Here is an 18249-nt window from a genome sequence, read left to right as displayed (position 1 = left end):
TCCGTAGCCGTGCGGACTCAAAGGAGTGATCGCAATGCCGTCCCTCGATAGCCTGAATACGCTCAAGACCCTGCAAGTCGGCAACAAGACCTACCACTACTTCAGCCTGCCCGATGCCGCCAAAAGCCTGGGCGACCTGGACAAGCTGCCGATGTCGTTGAAAGTCCTGCTGGAAAACCTGCTGCGCTGGGAGGACGAAAAAACCGTCACCGGCGCCGACCTCAAGGCACTGGCCGCGTGGCTCAAGGAGCGTCGCTCCGACCGCGAAATCCAGTACCGCCCGGCGCGGGTGCTGATGCAGGACTTCACCGGTGTACCGGCGGTGGTCGACCTGGCCGCCATGCGTGCGGCGATGGCCAAGGCCGGCGGCAATCCGCAGCGGATCAACCCGCTGTCGCCGGTGGACCTGGTGATCGACCACTCGGTGATGGTCGACAAGTTCGCCAGCAGCAGCGCCTTCGAGCAGAACGTCGACATTGAAATGCAACGCAATGGCGAACGTTATGCGTTCCTGCGCTGGGGCCAGAGTGCCTTCGACAATTTCAGCGTAGTGCCGCCGGGCACCGGGATCTGCCACCAGGTGAATCTTGAATACCTCGCCCGCACCGTCTGGACCAAGGACGAGGACGGCCGCACCTATGCCTTCCCCGACACCCTGGTGGGCACCGATTCCCACACCACCATGATCAACGGCCTCGGCGTGCTTGGCTGGGGCGTCGGCGGTATCGAGGCGGAAGCGGCGATGCTCGGGCAACCCGTATCGATGCTGATTCCCGAAGTCATCGGTTTCAAACTCACCGGCAGACTCAAGGAAGGCATCACCGCCACCGACCTGGTGCTGACTGTGACCCAGATGCTGCGCAAGAAAGGCGTGGTGGGCAAATTCGTCGAATTCTACGGCGATGGCCTTGCCGACCTGCCCCTGGCCGACCGCGCGACCATCGCCAACATGGCCCCGGAATACGGCGCCACCTGCGGTTTCTTCCCGGTGGACGACATTACGCTGGAATACCTTCGCCTGTCCGGCCGGCCCCTGGAATCGGTGCAACTGGTGGAGGCCTACAGCAAGGCCCAGGGCCTGTGGCGCCTGCCCGGCCAGGAACCCGCCTTCACCGACAGCCTGGCGCTGGACATGGCCAGCGTTGAAGCCAGCCTCGCCGGACCAAAACGTCCACAGGACCGGGTGTCGCTGCCCAACGTCGCGCAAGCATTCAGCGACTTCACCGACCTGCAATTCAAGCCCACCAGCAAGGAAGAAGGCCGCCTGGAAAGCGAAGGCGGTGGCGGTGTTGCCGTCGGCAATGCCGATATGGCCGGCGAAGCGGATTACGACTACGAAGGCCAGACCTATCGCCTGAAAAACGGCGCCGTAGTCATCGCCGCGATCACCTCCTGCACCAACACCTCCAACCCCAGCGTGATGATGGCGGCCGGGCTGGTGGCGAAGAAGGCTGTGGAAAAAGGCCTGAAACGCAAACCCTGGGTGAAGAGCTCGCTGGCCCCCGGCTCGAAAGTGGTGACCGACTACTATAAGGCGGCCGGCCTGACCCAATACCTCGATGAATTGGGCTTTGCCCTGGTCGGCTATGGCTGCACCACCTGCATCGGCAACTCCGGGCCGCTGTCGGAGCCCATCGAGAAAGCCATCCAGCAAGCCGACCTCACCGTGGCCTCCGTACTCTCGGGCAATCGCAACTTCGAAGGCCGGGTGCATCCGCTGGTGAAAACCAACTGGCTGGCCTCCCCGCCGCTGGTGGTCGCCTACGCGCTGGCCGGCACGGTGCGCACCGACCTCACCCGCGAGCCGCTAGGCGATGACAAGGATGGCAACCCGGTTTACCTGCGGGACATCTGGCCAAGCAGCAAGGAAATTGCCGACGCCGTGAATCAGGTGAACACCGCCATGTTCCACAAGGAATACGCCGAAGTGTTTGCCGGTGACGCGCAATGGCAGGCGATCAAGGTTCCGCAGGCGGCGACCTATGTCTGGCAGGACGACTCGACCTACATCCAGCATCCGCCGTTCTTCGACGACATCGGCGGCCCGCCGCCCGTGGTCAAGGATGTCAGCGGCGCCGGGATCCTCGCACTGCTGGGCGACTCGGTGACCACCGACCACATCTCCCCGGCTGGCAACATCAAGGTCGACAGCCCGGCAGGGCAATACCTGCGCGACAAAGGCGTGGAACCGCGAGACTTCAACTCCTATGGCTCGCGGCGTGGCAACCATGAAGTGATGATGCGCGGCACCTTCGCCAATATCCGCATACGCAACGAAATGCTCGGCGGCGAGGAAGGCGGCAACACCCGCTACATTCCCACCGGCGAAAAAATGTCGATCTACGACGCCGCCATGCGCTATCAGGCTTCAGGTACACCACTGGTGGTGATCGCCGGCCAGGAATACGGCACCGGCTCGAGTCGCGACTGGGCCGCCAAGGGCACCAACCTGCTAGGGGTGAAAGCGGTCGTCGCCGAAAGCTTCGAACGAATTCACCGCTCCAACCTGGTGGGCATGGGCGTGCTGCCATTGCAGTTCAAGCTGGATCAGAACCGCAAGAGCCTGAACCTGGGTGGCAGCGAGACCCTGGACATCCTCGGCTTGACCGGCGTCGAGCTGACGCCACGGATGAACCTGACGCTGGTCATCACCCGCGAAGACGGCAGCAGCGAGAAGATCGAGGTGTTGTGCCGCATCGATACGCTCAATGAGGTGGAGTACTTCAAGTCCGGAGGGATTCTGCATTACGTGTTGCGGCAGTTGATCGCTTCGTAACGGACGACCGACACAAACACCGCCTTCGGGCGGTGTTTGTATTTGGACTGCGCTTATAATCGCAGCCCTCAGGACACCCCCCATCTGTGGCGAGGGAGCTTGCTCCCGCTCGACTGCGAAGCAGTCGCCAGCCCTGCAGATGCATTTCATCTGGCACACCGGGTTGATTGTTATTGGGGCCGCTTCGCAGCCCAGCGGGAGCAAGCTCCCTCGCCACAAAAGCTATTCATCTCTAAGGACTTCAAATGATTGCCCTGCCATGGACGTTTCTGGCCCTGCTTTCCTTCGGCTACGGCCTGGCGCTGACCTACGGCCATCTCGGCTGGCTCTCGGCAATTTCGGTGTTCCTGTTGCTGGTCGCAGGTGTCGCCGTCCGCCAACGCGACATCCCTTTTGCCCGCTACCTCGGCCACGGCCTGTTCATCGTCCTGGCCCTGGCATTGGCGACGCATTGGCTACCCGGCTTCTATAACGGTCGCGTTATCGATCCCCAGCGTTTTACCGACGATGCCGTGTCATTCGCCATGCACCTGAACCTGGACAAACCGCTGATCGGCTTCTGGCTGTTACTGGTTTGTCCGTGGATTGTCGGTCGCCGTTCACTTCGGTTGTCGCTGTATGCCACCGCACTGGCCCTGACCTTGAGCGCCATGCTGGCATTGGGCGGCGCGCTCTTGTTGGGGGTCATCGCCTGGTCGCCGAAATGGCCGGATCAAGCCTGGCTGTGGTTGCTGAACAATCTGCTGCTAGTGACGCTGGTCGAAGAAGCGCTGTTCCGTGGCTACATTCAGGGCGGCCTGAGCCGACACCTCAAAGACCGGCCCTACGGTGAACTTCTCGCCCTGCTGCTGGCGTCATTGGTCTTCGGCCTGGCCCATATCGGCGCAGGATGGCAGTGGGTATTGCTGGCAACGCTGGCCGGGGTCGGCTATGGCCTGGCCTACCGGTTCGGCGGGCTGGGCGCCGCCATTGCCAGTCACTTTGGCTTGAACCTGCTGCATTTCGGTCTGTTCACCTATCCGATGCTCGCCGGCTGACGCAAGGGTCATTTTGCGACGCATCGCTGATTATCGAAAAATAAGCTCAACAATCCGCCGGCTTCGCCGATATAGCACTTGAAAGCCTTGCGGATTAAAAAAGCCATGCGTAACAACCAGCCAATTACACAACGCGAGCGGACCTTCCCGGCTCAGCAACGGTTGATTTCCACCACCGATGCCAAGGGCATGATCACCTACTGTAACGACGCTTTCGTCGAGATCAGCGGGTTTTCCCGAGAGGAACTGATCCGTGCACCGCACAATCTGGTCCGTCACCCCGACGTCCCGGCCGCGGTGTTCGCCCACATGTGGGACACGCTGAAACAAGGCTTGCCATGGATGGGCATTGTCAAGAATCGCTGCAAGACCGGTGATCATTACTGGGTGAACGCCTATGTGACACCGGTTTTCGAAGGCAAACAGGTGATCGGTTACGAGTCGGTACGGGTCAAGCCCACCGCCGAACAGATCCGCCGCGCCGAAGCGCTCTACCAACGCATCAACCAGGGCAAGTCGGCCATTCCCTCCTCGGATAAATGGCTGCCGATCCTGCAGGACTGGCTGCCGTTCATCCTGGTCAGCCAATTGAGCTTCATGATCGGTGCATCGCTGAACTCCCATTGGGGGTTTGCCCTGGCTGCCGGTCTTTCGGTGCCGCTGGGCCTGATGGGCCTCCAGTGGCAACAGCGAGGCCTCAAGCGTTTGCTGCGCCTGGCCGAGCAAACCACCTCCGATCCGTTGATCGCACAGATGTACACCGACAGTCGCGGCGCCCAGGCGCGCCTGGAAATGTCCATCCTGAGCCAGGAAGCACGCCTGAAAACCTGCCTGACGCGTCTGCAGGACACGGCCGAACACCTGACCGATCAGGCCAGACAGTCCGACGCCCTGGCGCACAACAGCTCCAGCGGCCTGGAACGTCAACGGGTCGAAACCGAACAGGTGGCCACCGCGGTCAACCAGATGGCCGCCACCACCCAGGAAGTCGCCAGCCACGTGCAACGCACCGCCGACGCCACCCAGGAAGCCAATCGCCTGACCGGTCGCGGTCGTGACATCGCCGGGGAAACCCGCGAAGCCATCCAGCGCCTGTCGGTGGTGGTCGGTGAAACCGGCGTGACCGTGACCCAACTGGCCAAGGACAGCAACGAAATCGGCGGCGTGGTCGATGTGATCAAAGGCATCGCCGACCAGACCAACCTGCTGGCGCTGAACGCCGCCATCGAAGCGGCCCGTGCCGGCGAGATGGGTCGTGGTTTTGCGGTGGTGGCCGACGAAGTCCGTCAACTGGCGCAACGCACCAGCGAGTCCACCGGGCAGATTCATGCGCTGATCGCCAAGCTCCAGCAAACCGCCAGCACGGCCGTGCAAACCATGGAGGCCGGGCACCGTCAAGCTGAAGAAGGCGTGGCGCGGGTACTGGAAGCGGACCAGGCACTGGTGGGGATCAGTGAAGCGGTGGCCAACATCACCGACATGACCACCCAGATCGCCGCCGCGACCGAAGAGCAAAGCGCCGTGGCCGAAGAGATCAGCCGCAACATCAGCAACATTTCGCAACTGGCAGACCAGACCTCGGAACAGGCACAGAACTCGGCGTTGTTGAGTGAAGAGCTGACCAAGACTGCCAATACACAGTATTCGTTGGTGGAGCGGTTTAACCGCTGATTGCTGCTGGAATGATAAAAACCCGGACAGTGAACACTTCCGGGTTTTTTATTGCCAGTCTGAAATGTATATCGCCTGGACAGGCCTCTTCGCGAGCAAGCCCGCTCCCACAGTGATATTTGGTGTGGCTTGAATTTATGTACAGTGCAAAACCCTGTGGGAGCGGGCTTGCTCGCGAAGAGGCCATTTGCAACACCACATCTTTCACTGAAGGAATGAAACCACCTTCCCCGCCGCAGCCGCCAAATGCTGCTCATGGCTAAACCCCGAAGCCTTCAACGGCTTCAAGTCATGATCCCCCGCCACCAGCCAGAACACCTCGATACCCGGCGATAGCGCGTACCCCTCGACCGCCTCCCGATTGCCCAGCGCATCGCGTTCACCTTGCACGATCAAGGTTCGCGTCTTCAGTCCGGCCAAATGCTCAACCCGCGGCTTCTCCGGTTTACCCACGGCATAAAACGGATACCCCAGGCACACCAGCGCATCCGCGCCCAACTCATCAGCCAGCAAACTGGCCATGCGACCGCCCATGGACTTGCCGCCGATGGCCAGCGGCCCAGTGACATGACGTCGCACCTGGGCATACACCCCGCGCCAGCACTCCTGCAGTTTCGGCGCCGGGTTCGGCGGGCGTTTGCCGCCATCGAGGCGCCGCTGCGCCATATAGGGAAACTCGAAGCGCAACACGTTGAGGCCTTGCGCGGCGAGGCGTGCAGCCATGTCGCTCATCCAGTCGCTGTCCATCGGTGCGCCGGCGCCATGGGCGAGGATCAGCGTCGCGGCAGCCTTGCCAGCGGCGGCGTTCCACAACCATCCATGATCCCGCACGCACTGCGCCCATTGATCCCCGTCAATACCGGCATTGTGCCCTTTGTCCATGCTTGCCTCGCTTTTAGTCTGCCTATAACTCCGGCCGAAGGGTGCGCTGCCTTGCGCGAGTGCGCTCACTTCGGCTGAACCGTGGATGGGGAACCATGAACACTTCTATCAGTACCGCCTACAACTACAAGGTGGTCCGCCAATTCGCCATTATGACGGTGGTGTGGGGCATCGTCGGCATGGGGCTCGGGGTTTTTCTCGCTGCCCAGTTGGTCTGGCCCGAACTCAACTTCAATTTGCCGTGGACCAGCTTCGGCCGCTTGCGCCCGCTGCACACCAACGCGGTGATCTTCGCCTTCGGCGGCTGCGCACTGTTCGCCAGTTCGTTTTATTCAGTACAACGTACCTGCCAGACCCGGCTGTTCGCACCGAAAATCGCCGCGTTCTGTTTCTGGGGCTGGCAGTTGGTGATTCTGTTGGCGGCCATCAGCCTGCCGCTGGGCTACACCAGTTCCAAGGAATACGCCGAACTGGAATGGCCGATCGACATCCTGATCACCATTGTCTGGGTCGCCTACGCCATCGTGTTCTTCGGCACGATCATGCAGCGCAAGACCAAGCACATCTATGTCGGTAACTGGTTCTTCGGTGCGTTCATCATCACCGTGGCGATCCTGCACATCGTCAACAACATGGAATTGCCGGTCAGCTTCACCAAGTCCTACTCGCTGTACTCCGGTGCCACCGACGCGATGGTGCAATGGTGGTACGGGCACAACGCCGTAGGCTTTTTCCTCACCGCCGGTTTCCTCGGGATGATGTACTACTTCGTGCCGAAACAGGCCGAGCGTCCGGTGTACTCCTATCGCCTGTCGATCGTGCACTTCTGGGCGCTGATTACCCTGTACATCTGGGCAGGCCCCCACCACTTGCACTACACCGCGCTGCCGGACTGGGCGCAGTCGCTGGGCATGGTGATGTCGCTGATCCTGCTGGCGCCGAGCTGGGGCGGGATGATCAACGGCATGATGACCCTGTCGGGCGCCTGGCATAAGTTGCGCAGCGACCCGGTCCTGCGCTTCCTCGTGGTGTCGCTGGCGTTCTACGGCATGTCGACCTTCGAAGGGCCGATGATGGCGATCAAGACGGTCAACGCCCTCTCCCACTACACCGACTGGACCATCGGCCACGTACACGCGGGTGCCTTGGGCTGGGTGGCGATGATCTCCATCGGCGCGCTGTACCACATGATCCCGAAAGTCTTCGGCCGCGAGCAGATGCACAGCATCGGCCTGATCAACGCGCACTTCTGGCTCGCCACCATCGGCACCGTGCTCTACATCGCCTCGATGTGGGTCAACGGCATCGCCCAGGGCCTGATGTGGCGTGCGGTGAACGAAGACGGCACGCTGACCTACTCCTTCGTCGAAACCCTGGTGGCCAGCCACCCAGGCTTCGTCGTGCGGTTGGTGGGCGGCGCGATCTTCCTCAGCGGCATGTTCCTGATGGCCTACAACACCTGGCGCACCGTGCGGGCCTCGCAGCCTGCCGAAGTCGCCGCTGCCGCGCAGATGGCCTGAGGAGTCCGCCATGAAACACGAAACTATCGAGAAAAACGTCGGCCTGTTGCTGCTGCTGATGATCCTGGCGGTGAGCATCGGCGGCCTGACCCAGATCGTTCCGCTGTTCTTCCAGGACGTGACCAACAAACCGGTGGAAGGCATGAAGCCCTACACCGCACTGCAACTGGAAGGTCGCGACATCTACATCCGCGAAGGCTGCGTCGGCTGCCACTCACAGATGATCCGGCCGTTCCGCGCCGAGACCGAACGCTACGGTCACTACTCGGTGGCCGGTGAAAGCGTGTGGGATCACCCCTTCCTGTGGGGCTCTAAACGCACCGGACCGGACCTGGCGCGGGTCGGCGCGCGCTACTCGGATGACTGGCACCGCGCGCACTTGTACAACCCGCGCAATGTCGTGCCGGAGTCAAAGATGCCGGCCTACCCGTGGCTGGTGGCCAATCAGCTCGACAGCAGTCATACCGAAACCAAGATCAAGGCCATGCGCACCCTGGGCGTGCCGTACACCGACGAGGACATTACCGGGGCCGTCGCTTCCCTCAAGGGCAAGAGCGAGATGGATGCACTGGTCGCCTACCTGCAAGTGCTCGGCACTGCCATCAAGAGCAAGAGGTGAGCAATGTTTGAATTGAGCACTGGAATGATCCGCGGCCTCGGCACCGTCGTGGTGTTCGTGGCCTTCGTCGGCCTGACGTTGTGGGTATTCAACGGCAAGCGCGGCCCGGCATTCGCCGAAGCGCGCCTGCTGCCCTTCGCCGACGAGCCACAACCCGACATCACTGAAGAATCAGCAACAAGGAGTACCCGGCCATGACCACCTTCTGGAGTACGTGGATCTGCGTACTGACCATCGGCAGCCTGATCGGCCTGACCTGGTTGCTGCTCAGCACCCGCAAGGGCGAAACCAAGGGCAGTGTCGACCAGACCATGGGCCACAGCTTCGACGGCATCGAGGAGTACGACAACCCGCTGCCGCAATGGTGGTTCATGCTGTTCGTTGGCACCCTGGTGTTTGCCGTCGGCTACCTGATCCTTTATCCCGGCCTGGGCAACTGGAAAGGCATCCTCCCCGGCTACGAAAACGGCTGGACCGGGGTGCATGAATGGGAAAAGGAAATGGCCAAGGCTGACACGAAGTTCGGACCGATTTTCGCCAAATTCGCGGCGATGCCCGTGGAAGAAGTGGCCAAGGACCCGCAGGCACTGAAAATGGGCGGCCGCCTGTTTGCCTCCAACTGTTCGGTGTGCCACGGCTCGGACGCCAAGGGTGCATTCGGCTTCCCCAACCTGGCCGACAGCGACTGGCGCTGGGGCGCCAGCGCAGAAACCATCAAGACCACCATCATGGGTGGCCGGATGGCGATGATGCCGGCCTGGGGTGAAGTCCTGGGTGAGGAAGGTGTGAAAAACGTCGCCGCTTATGTGCGCCATGATCTGGCCGGCCTGCCGCTGCCCGCCGACAGCAAAGTCGACCTGCAAGCCGGACAGCAAGCCTTCAGCACCACCTGCGTCGCCTGCCATGGCGCAAACGGCCAGGGCACTGAAGCCATGGGCGCGCCGAACCTGACGCACCCGGCCGGCTTCATTTACGGTACAAGCCTGACGCAGCTTGAGCAGACGATTCGGCATGGTCGCCAGGGCCATATGCCGGCGCAGAACGAACTGCTGGGCAATGACAAGGTGCAATTGCTGGCCGCGTATGTGTACAGCCTGTCCCACGGTTTGAATACCGAGCGCCTGCAGGCTGAAGACAACCGCAAATAAATCCCGACCGCTCTGCTGCCGCATTCTCCCGGATGCGGCAGTTCCCTGCCCCTTTGCGACCCATTGTCGCACCCTCCCGCAGACTTTCTTTCGGATCACCGGATTCGGGTCTAAGCTTCCCCCGATGCGGACTGGCCGGTGCCGGTTCCAGGTCGACCCTGAACGATGTGTTCGACGAATCTGCCCGATGAACAGGCCGCAAAGGCTGGTAGATACCGGCTGTCGCGCCAGTTGCCTCCGGTCAGCCAAACGTTGCGTTTGAACACACCCCGTTACATCCGACCTGACCCCCTCGCCTGATCAGTCCGCCGGGACGTTTTGCCCGCGGGCAAATTTGTCCTTACGCGGCGCATGGAAAGGCCGCAGAATCAGCTTTTGAAAGCATTGACCCAGGTCATGGCGCGTTGCAATGACCCCTTGCTTTCTCCATACTTGCGGCCGATTTTTAATCCTAATAAAACACCCAAACCGTGGAACCTTAGAATGAGCACAGCAATCAGTCCGACTGCTTATAACTATAAGGTAGTCCGCCAGTTCGCCATCATGACGGTGGTCTGGGGGATCCTTGGCATGGGGCTCGGTGTCTTCATTGCCTCGCAACTGGTCTGGCCGGAGTTGAACTTCGGTCTGGCATGGACGAGCTTTGGACGCCTGCGCCCGCTGCACACCAACCTGGTGATTTTCGCCTTCGGTGGATGTGCACTGTTTGCCACTTCTTATTACGTCGTGCAGCGAACCTGCCAAACGCGACTGATTTCCGACAGCCTCGCCGCCTTCACCTTCTGGGGATGGCAAGCGGTGATCGTCGGCGCGATCATTACCTTGCCGATGGGTTTCACTACCACCAAGGAATACGCGGAACTGGAATGGCCCCTGGCTATTCTGCTGGCCATTGTCTGGGTCACCTACGGCCTGGTGTTCTTCGGCACCATCGTCAAGCGCAAGACCAAGCACATTTATGTGGGTAACTGGTTCTACGGCGCGTTCATCGTCGTGACCGCGATGCTGCACATCGTCAACCACATGTCGCTGCCGGTCAGCCTGTTCAAGTCCTACTCGGCCTACTCGGGTGCGACGGACGCGATGATCCAGTGGTGGTACGGCCACAACGCCGTGGGTTTCTTCCTGACCACCGGCTTCCTGGGCATGATGTACTACTTCGTGCCGAAACAGGCCGAACGCCCGATCTACTCCTATCGCCTGTCGATCGTGCACTTCTGGGCGCTGATCACCCTGTACATCTGGGCAGGTCCGCACCACCTGCACTACACCGCACTGCCGGACTGGGCTCAGTCCCTGGGCATGGCGATGTCGATCATCCTGCTGGCGCCAAGCTGGGGCGGCATGATCAACGGCATGATGACCCTGTCGGGCGCCTGGCATAAGCTGCGCACCGACCCGATCCTGCGCTTCCTGGTCGTCTCCCTGGCGTTCTACGGCATGTCGACCTTCGAAGGGCCGATGATGGCGATCAAGACCGTGAACTCCCTGTCGCACTACACCGACTGGACCATCGGCCACGTACACGCCGGCGCGTTGGGCTGGGTTGCAATGATCTCGATCGGCGCGGTCTACCACATGATCCCGAAACTGTTCGGTCGTGCGCAGATGCACAGCACCGGCCTGATCAACACCCACTTCTGGCTCGCGACCATCGGTACCGTGCTCTACATCGCTTCGATGTGGGTCAACGGCATCACCCAGGGCCTGATGTGGCGTGCAATCAACGATGACGGCACCCTCACCTACTCGTTCGTCGAAGCGCTGCAAGCCAGCCACCCGGGCTTCATCGTCCGTGCCCTGGGCGGTGCGTTCTTCGCCACCGGCATGTTGTTCATGGCCTACAACGTATTCCGTACCGTACGCGCCTCGAACCCGGCTGAAGCCAAAGCCGCCGAACAGATTGCCGTAGTTGGAGCTCACTGATGAAGCATGAAGCAGTCGAGAAGAATATTGGCCTGCTGGCCTTCTTCATGGTCATCGCCGTCAGCATCGGCGGCCTGACCCAGATCGTTCCGCTGTTTTTCCAGGATGTCACCAACAAGCCGGTCGAGGGCATGAAGCCCCGCACCGCCCTTGAACTGGAAGGCCGGGACGTTTATATCGCCAACGGTTGTGTCGGCTGCCACTCGCAGATGATCCGTCCGTTCCGTGCTGAAACCGAACGCTACGGCCACTACTCGGTCGCCGGTGAAAGCGTCTGGGACCACCCGTTCCTGTGGGGTTCCAAGCGGACCGGTCCGGACCTGGCCCGTGTCGGCGGTCGTTACTCCGATGACTGGCAGCGTGCGCACCTGTACAACCCGCGCAACGTAGTGCCCGAGTCGAAAATGCCGGCCTACCCGTTCCTCGTGGAAAACAAGCTCGACGGCAAAGACACCGCCAAGAAAATGGAAGTCTTGCGCACGCTCGGCGTCCCTTACACCGACGAAGACATCGCCGGCGCCAAGGATGCTGTGAAGGGCAAAACCGAAATGGACGCGCTGGTGGCCTATCTGCAGGGCCTGGGCACCATCATCAAAAGCAAACGGTGATCTGGATGGATATCGGGATGATTCGTGGCCTGGGCACCGTTGTCGTGATGGTGGCCTTCATCGGACTGGCACTGTGGGTGTTCAGTCCCAAGCGCAAGTCGGAGTTTGAAGACGCTACCTTGCTGCCTTTCGCGGATGATCCCGAAGCCATCAAGCACGTCGAGCAAGCTTCTAGGAGTAACAAAGAATGACTACATTCTGGAGTCTGTACGTCACAGTCCTCAGTCTCGGCACCATCTTCGCCCTGACCTGGCTGCTGCTGTCCACCCGCAAGGGTCAGCGCGCCGAGCAAACCGACGAGACGGTTGGTCACTCCTTCGACGGGATCGAGGAGTACGACAACCCGTTGCCGAAATGGTGGTTCATGCTGTTCGTGGGCACCATCATCTTCGCCCTCGGCTACCTGGTGCTGTACCCGGGCCTGGGCAACTGGAAAGGCCTGCTGCCGGGTTACAACTACCTCGATAACGAGAAGCAGACCGCGTTCGCCAACGGCCAGACCGGCTGGACCGGCGTTCACGAGTGGGAAAAGGAAATGGCCAGGTCGGACGCCAAGTTCGGTCCGATCTTCGCCAAGTTCGCGGCCATGCCAATCGAAGAAGTGGCCAAGGACCCGCAAGCCCTGAAGATGGGTGGCCGCCTGTTCGCCTCCAACTGCTCGGTTTGCCACGGTTCCGACGCCAAGGGCGCCTATGGCTTCCCGAACCTGACCGACGCCGACTGGCGCTGGGGCGGCGAGCCGGAAACCATCAAGACCACCATCATGGGCGGCCGTCACGCGGTGATGCCTGCGTGGGCTGAAGTGATTGGCGAGCAAGGCGTGGCCGACGTGGCCGCGTTTGTCCTGACCAACCTCGATGGCCGCAAGCTTCCGGACGGCGCCAAGGCCGACCCGGTTGCCGGGCAGAAACTGTTCGCTACCAACTGCGTGGCGTGCCACGGTCCGGAAGGCAAAGGCACCCCGGCGATGGGCGCACCTAACCTGACTCACCCGGCAGCGTTCATCTACGGTTCGAGCTTCGCTCAACTGCAGCAGACCATCCGTTACGGCCGTCAGGGCCAGATGCCTGCGCAAGAGCAGCTGCAAGGTAACGACAAGGTTCACCTGCTGGCCGCTTACGTCTACAGCCTGTCTCACGGCGAGAAGGCAGCGGACGCCGAGTAAGGCAAACGCTTGAAGCAACAAAAAAGGGCCCCGCCAATGTGAATTGGCGGGGCCCTTTTGTTTGTTCGGCAGTGTCCAATGGTTTCGACCAATGGTAATGCCCGGCACCTACTTCGAGGTTGTCGATCGCCGCACACAGTAGTAACGCTTCTACCCGTGGACCGAATGACCGGCGACATGCGCAAAACCGTCCATAATTCTCAAGTCAATTGATTCAAGTCATTACACCATCAAATGATTTTGCCAAACGTGACCAAAGGTCGCACCCGCAGGCTAGAGCGAGAGGCGTATCATTGCGCCACTGCAACACTCCTTTTTGACCGCGGTCGGCACGTACTGACCGAGGCATTTTTCCACTGCCGTGGGATGCAATGATGAGCAACCAGATTCCGGTACACGACGTCACTCCACCCACAAAGAATGCGAACAATAGCGTCGACCTCTACGCCTCCAGGGAAAAAATCTACACCCGCGCCTTCACCGGCCTGTTTCGCAACCTGCGGATGACCGGCGGAGCCCTGTTGTTCCTGCTGTATTTCGGCACTGTATGGCTGGACTGGGGCGGTCACCAGGCCGTGTGGTGGAACCTGCCGGAGCGCAAGTTCTTCATTTTCGGCGCCACCTTCTGGCCCCAGGACTTCATTCTGCTGTCCGGCATGTTGATCATCGCCGCCTTCGGCCTGTTCTTCATCACCGTGTACGCCGGACGGGTCTGGTGCGGTTATACCTGCCCGCAAAGCGTCTGGACCTGGATCTTCATGTGGTGCGAAAAAGTCACCGAAGGTGACCGCAACCAACGCATCAAGCTCGACAAGGCGCCCATGAGCGCCAACAAGCTCCTGCGCAAACTCAGCAAGCACACCATGTGGCTGTTGATCGGTTTCGTCACCGGCATGACCTTCGTCGGCTACTTCTCGCCGATCCGCGAACTGGTGTTCGAGTTCTTCACCGGCCAGGCGGATGGCTGGTCGTACTTCTGGGTCGGGTTCTTCACTCTCGCCACTTACGGCAACGCCGGCTGGTTGCGCGAACAGGTGTGCATCTACATGTGCCCGTACGCACGCTTCCAGAGCGTGATGTTCGACAAGGACACCCTGATCGTTTCCTACGACCCGCGCCGTGGCGAAGGCCGTGGCCCGCGTAAAAAAGGCATCGACTACAAGGCCCAGGGCCTGGGTGACTGCATCGATTGCACCATGTGCGTCCAGGTCTGCCCGACGGGTATCGATATCCGCGACGGCCTGCAAATCGAATGCATCGGTTGCGCCGCCTGCATCGATGCCTGCGACGCCATCATGGACAAGATGGATTACCCGCGCGGGCTGATCAGCTACACCACCGAGCACAACCTGTCCGGGCAGAAAACCCATAAACTGCGTCCGCGCCTGATTGGCTATGCCATTGTGCTGCTGGCGATGATCAGCTTGCTGGTGACGGCATTCTTCATGCGTGCGCTGGTGGGCTTCGATGTCAGCAAGGACCGCGTGCTGTACCGCGAGAACGCCGAAGGGCGGATCGAAAACGTCTACAGCCTGAAAATCATGAACAAGGACCAGCGCGACCATACCTACCTGCTCGAAGCCTCCGGCCTGCCGGATCTCAAATTGCAGGGTCGACGCGAGATCAAGGTCGCGGCCGGCGAGATCGTCAGCCAGCCTGCCGAACTGTCCGTCGCACCGGAAAAACTGCCGTCGAGCACCAACGAGGTGAAATTCATCCTCAAGGACGCCGATGACGACAGCGTCCGCATTGAAGCCAAGAGCCGGTTCATCGGCCCACAGAATCGTTGAGAGAACTGAACATGCCCGCAGCAACTGCCGCAAGTCCCTGGTACAAGCACCTCTGGCCGTGGATCATCATCGGGATCCTGGCCTGCTCGGTGACCCTGACCTTGTCCATGGTGACCATCGCGGTGAAGAACCCGGACAACCTGGTCAACGACAACTACTACGAGGCCGGCAAAGGCATCAACCGCTCCCTCGACCGCGAGCTGCTGGCCCAGACCCTGAAAATGCGCGCCAGCGTTCATCTCGACGGCATGACCGGCGAGGTTGACCTGCGCCTGAGCGGCGACAGTCAGCCCGGCACCCTGGAGCTGAACCTGATCTCGCCGACCCAGCCGGAAAAGGATCGCAAGATCACCCTGACCCGCAGCGAAACCGAACAGGGCCGCTACATCGGCCAGTTGGGCGACAAGGTCGAAGGCCGGCGTTTTGTCGAATTGCTCGGCACCCAGGACGAGCACATCTGGCGCATGTTCGAAGAAGAAATGGTCAGCCATGACAAGGACCTGCTGCTGGGTGACGAACCGCTGCAAGGTGCCGAAGACCTGTAGGAACTGCCGAAGGCTCGGGCCGCGTTCGGACGATCTTTTGATCTTGCATTTTAATCAATCCAGAAAGATCGCAGCCTCGTTTCACTCGTCAGCTCCTACGGAATATTTGATGACTACCCCAACCCCCTGCTACCACTGCGCGCTCCCCGTCCCGGCCGGCAGCCGCTTCACCGCTGCGGTCCTGGGGCAAACCCGCGAATTCTGCTGCCCGGGTTGCCAGGCCGTGGCCGAGGCCATTGTTGCCGGCGGCCTGGAAAGCTATTACCAGCACCGCAGCGAAGCTTCGGCCAACCCCGAAGCGTTGCCGGTGCAACTGGTGGACGAACTGGCGCTGTACGACCGTGCCGATGTCCAGCAACCCTTCGTTCGCCACGACGGTGAACTCGCCGAAACCACACTATTGATGGAAGGCATCAGTTGCGCGGCTTGCGGCTGGCTGATCGAAAAACACCTGCGCACCTTGCCGGCGGTGGACGAAGCGCGCCTGAACCTGTCCAACCATCGCCTGCACGTGCGCTGGGCCGACGGGCAATTGCCGCTGAGCCAGATCCTCAGCGAGCTGCGCCACATCGGTTACGCCGCACACCCGTATCAGGCCGACCAAGCCTGCGAACAACTGGCCAGCGAAAACCGCCTGGCCCTGCGCCAGCTCGGCGTGGCCGGGTTGCTGTGGTTCCAGGCGATGATGGCAACCATGGCCACCTGGCCTGAATTCAACATCGACCTCAGCCCGGAACTGCACACTATCCTGCGTTGGGTCGCGCTGTTCCTCACCACCCCGATTGTGTTCTACAGCTGCGCGCCGTTCTTCAAAGGCGCCATGCGCGATCTGCGCACCCGTCACCTGACCATGGACGTTTCGGTGTCGCTGGCCATCGGCAGCGCCTACATTGCCGGGATCTGGACCTCGATCACCGGGGTCGGCGAACTGTATTTCGATGCCGTCGGCATGTTTGCTCTGTTCCTGCTGGCCGGGCGTTATCTGGAACGCCGCGCCCGCGAACGCACCGCCGCCGCCACCGCACAGCTTGTTAATCTGCTGCCCGCCTCGTGCCTGCGATTGACAGCCGATGGCCAGAGCGAACGCATTCTGCTCAGTGAATTGCGTATTGGCGATCAGGTGCTGGTTCATCCGGGCGCCATTCTCCCGGCTGACGGCAAGATCCTCGACGGCCAGTCGAGTGTCGACGAGTCGCTGCTGACCGGCGAATACCTGCCGCAACCCCGTACCCTGGGCGACGCGGTCACCGCTGGCACAATGAACGTCGAAGGCGCACTGACCGTCGAGGTCCAGGCCCTGGGCCAGGACACTCGCCTCTCGGCCATCGTTCGCCTGCTCGATCGTGCCCAGGCCGAAAAGCCGCGCCTGGCGGAAATCGCCGACCGCGCCGCGCAATGGTTCCTGCTGTTGTCGCTGATCGCAGCTGCCGCGATTGGCCTGTTGTGGTGGCAACTGGACCCATCGCGGGCCTTCTGGATCGTGCTGGCGATGCTCGTGGCGACCTGCCCGTGCGCCTTGTCGCTGGCCACGCCGACCGCCCTCACCGCTGCCACCGGCACACTGCACAAACTCGGTCTGTTGCTGACCCGTGGTCATGTGCTGGAAGGCCTGAACCAGATCGACACAGTGATTTTCGACAAGACCGGCACCCTCACCGAAGGTCGCCTGGCGTTACGCTCGATCCGCCCCCTCGGAGCGCTCGACAGCGATCAATGCCTGGGCCTCGCCGCCGCCCTGGAAAACCGCTCCGAGCACCCGATTGCCCGTGCTTTCGGTCGTGCGCCGATGGCTGCCGAAGAAGTCCACGGCACACCGGGCCTTGGCCTGGAGGGGCTGGTTGATGGGCGCCGCCTGCGCATCGGCCAACCGCGTTTCGTCTGCGAACTCAGCGGCGCCATGGTGCCGTCGATGCCCGAAGAAGCCGGCCAATGGTTGCTGCTTGGCGACAGCCGGGGGCCGCTGGCCTGGCTGGTCCTCGATGATCGCTTGCGGGCCGATGCGCCCGCGCTGTTGGCCGCGTGCAAGGCGCGGGGCTGGCGCACGCTGTTGTTGTCCGGCGACAGCTCGCCGATGGTCGCCAGCGTGGCCGCGGAACTCGGTATCGATGAAGCCCGTGGCGGCTTGCGTCCGGACGATAAACTGCAGGTCCTGCAACAACTGCACAAGGAAGGTCGCAAGGTGTTGATGCTCGGGGACGGGGTCAATGACGTGCCGGTGCTGGCGGCTGCGGATATCAGCGTCGCCATGGGCTCGGCCACCGACCTGGCGAAAACCAGTGCCGATGCCGTGTTGCTGTCCAACCGCCTCGACGCGCTGGTACAAGCCTTCAGCCTGGCGCGGCGCACCCGTCGGGTCATTATCGAGAACCTGTTGTGGGCCGGGCTGTACAATGGCCTCATGTTGCCCTTCGCCGCCCTCGGCTGGATCACGCCGGTATGGGCGGCGGTGGGCATGTCGATCAGTTCGTTGACCGTGGTGTTGAACGCGCTGCGCCTGACTCGCATGCCGAGCGCGCCCGCCGCCAGCACCACGCCAGAAACCCGCCCGCTGCCGGCCTGAGC

Annotated in this window: 15 protein-coding genes; 14 read left to right on the top strand and 1 reads right to left on the bottom strand. The window is 61.5% G+C overall.

All coding sequences use genetic code 11. The annotated features are described in order from the left end of the window. Positions 1-34: 34 nt before the first annotated feature. The 3 genes from acnA (at position 35) to AB4O40_RS26755 (ending at position 5484) form a co-directional block, all read left to right on the top strand. The gene (gene acnA, locus AB4O40_RS26765; RefSeq protein WP_460057249.1) at positions 35-2776 is read left to right on the top strand and encodes an aconitate hydratase AcnA; all 2742 of its coding nucleotides are present in this window, start codon (positions 35-37) and stop codon (positions 2774-2776) included. 245 nt (positions 2777-3021) lie between these two features. Further along, positions 3022-3813, top strand: a complete 792-nt coding sequence (locus tag AB4O40_RS26760) for a CPBP family intramembrane glutamic endopeptidase (RefSeq protein WP_223542345.1) — start codon at positions 3022-3024, stop codon at positions 3811-3813. Positions 3814-3918: 105 nt separating this feature from the next. Continuing rightward, positions 3919-5484 carry a methyl-accepting chemotaxis protein gene (locus AB4O40_RS26755; RefSeq protein WP_056721976.1) on the top strand — a complete coding sequence of 522 codons (1566 nt, stop codon included), beginning with the start codon at positions 3919-3921 and terminating at the stop codon, positions 5482-5484. Between the two features lie 204 nt (positions 5485-5688). On the opposite strand, the gene AB4O40_RS26750 is transcribed toward AB4O40_RS26755, so the two are convergent. After that, positions 5689-6366: an alpha/beta family hydrolase gene (locus tag AB4O40_RS26750; protein WP_460057254.1), complete on the bottom strand. Its 678-nt coding sequence runs from the start codon at positions 6364-6366 to the stop codon at positions 5689-5691. Positions 6367-6461: 95 nt separating this feature from the next. On the opposite strand from AB4O40_RS26750, the gene ccoN (AB4O40_RS26745) reads away from it, so the two are divergent. From ccoN (AB4O40_RS26745) to AB4O40_RS26695, 11 genes are all read left to right on the top strand, one after another. Next, on the top strand, positions 6462-7886 hold the full coding sequence (gene ccoN / locus AB4O40_RS26745) for a cytochrome-c oxidase, cbb3-type subunit I (protein WP_056721973.1): 1425 nt from the start codon (positions 6462-6464) through the stop codon (positions 7884-7886). A gap of 10 nt (positions 7887-7896) precedes the next feature. Further along, on the top strand, positions 7897-8505 hold the full coding sequence (gene ccoO, locus AB4O40_RS26740; RefSeq protein WP_008020035.1) for a cytochrome-c oxidase, cbb3-type subunit II: 609 nt from the start codon (positions 7897-7899) through the stop codon (positions 8503-8505). Positions 8506-8508: 3 nt separating this feature from the next. Continuing rightward, positions 8509-8703 carry a cbb3-type cytochrome oxidase subunit 3 gene (locus AB4O40_RS26735; protein ID WP_056721971.1) on the top strand — a complete coding sequence of 65 codons (195 nt, stop codon included), beginning with the start codon at positions 8509-8511 and terminating at the stop codon, positions 8701-8703. Continuing rightward, the gene (ccoP, locus tag AB4O40_RS26730; protein ID WP_056721969.1) at positions 8700-9653 is read left to right on the top strand and encodes a cytochrome-c oxidase, cbb3-type subunit III; all 954 of its coding nucleotides are present in this window, start codon (positions 8700-8702) and stop codon (positions 9651-9653) included. Before AB4O40_RS26735 ends, ccoP (AB4O40_RS26730) begins: the two co-directional genes overlap by 4 nt. Positions 9654-10136: 483 nt before the next feature. Continuing rightward, the gene (ccoN, locus tag AB4O40_RS26725; protein ID WP_056721968.1) at positions 10137-11579 is read left to right on the top strand and encodes a cytochrome-c oxidase, cbb3-type subunit I; all 1443 of its coding nucleotides are present in this window, start codon (positions 10137-10139) and stop codon (positions 11577-11579) included. After that, positions 11579-12187 carry a cytochrome-c oxidase, cbb3-type subunit II gene (gene ccoO, locus AB4O40_RS26720; RefSeq protein WP_009042961.1) on the top strand — a complete coding sequence of 203 codons (609 nt, stop codon included), beginning with the start codon at positions 11579-11581 and terminating at the stop codon, positions 12185-12187. The genes ccoN (AB4O40_RS26725) and ccoO (AB4O40_RS26720) overlap by 1 nt, the downstream gene beginning before the upstream one ends. A 5-nt stretch (positions 12188-12192) precedes the next feature. Next, positions 12193-12378, top strand: a complete 186-nt coding sequence (locus AB4O40_RS26715) for a CcoQ/FixQ family Cbb3-type cytochrome c oxidase assembly chaperone (protein ID WP_003175465.1) — start codon at positions 12193-12195, stop codon at positions 12376-12378. Beyond that, positions 12375-13352 carry a cytochrome-c oxidase, cbb3-type subunit III gene (gene ccoP, locus AB4O40_RS26710; protein ID WP_409078448.1) on the top strand — a complete coding sequence of 326 codons (978 nt, stop codon included), beginning with the start codon at positions 12375-12377 and terminating at the stop codon, positions 13350-13352. Before AB4O40_RS26715 ends, ccoP (AB4O40_RS26710) begins: the two co-directional genes overlap by 4 nt. Before the next feature lie 374 nt (positions 13353-13726). Beyond that, the gene (ccoG, locus tag AB4O40_RS26705; protein WP_056721965.1) at positions 13727-15142 is read left to right on the top strand and encodes a cytochrome c oxidase accessory protein CcoG; all 1416 of its coding nucleotides are present in this window, start codon (positions 13727-13729) and stop codon (positions 15140-15142) included. 11 nt (positions 15143-15153) lie between these two features. Continuing rightward, entirely contained in the window at positions 15154-15687 is a 534-nt protein-coding gene (locus tag AB4O40_RS26700) for a FixH family protein (RefSeq protein ID WP_056721963.1), read from the top strand. 109 nt (positions 15688-15796) lie between these two features. Then, complete coding sequence (locus AB4O40_RS26695; protein WP_460057265.1) at positions 15797-18247, top strand: heavy metal translocating P-type ATPase; 2451 nt, start codon at positions 15797-15799, stop codon at positions 18245-18247. The last annotated feature ends 2 nt before the right edge of the window (positions 18248-18249 follow it).

The sequence above is a fragment of the Pseudomonas sp. S2_F07 genome (assembly GCF_054668325.1).
Note: the sequence above shows the minus strand (reverse complement) of the source record. Positions and strands in the feature narration are given on the sequence as shown.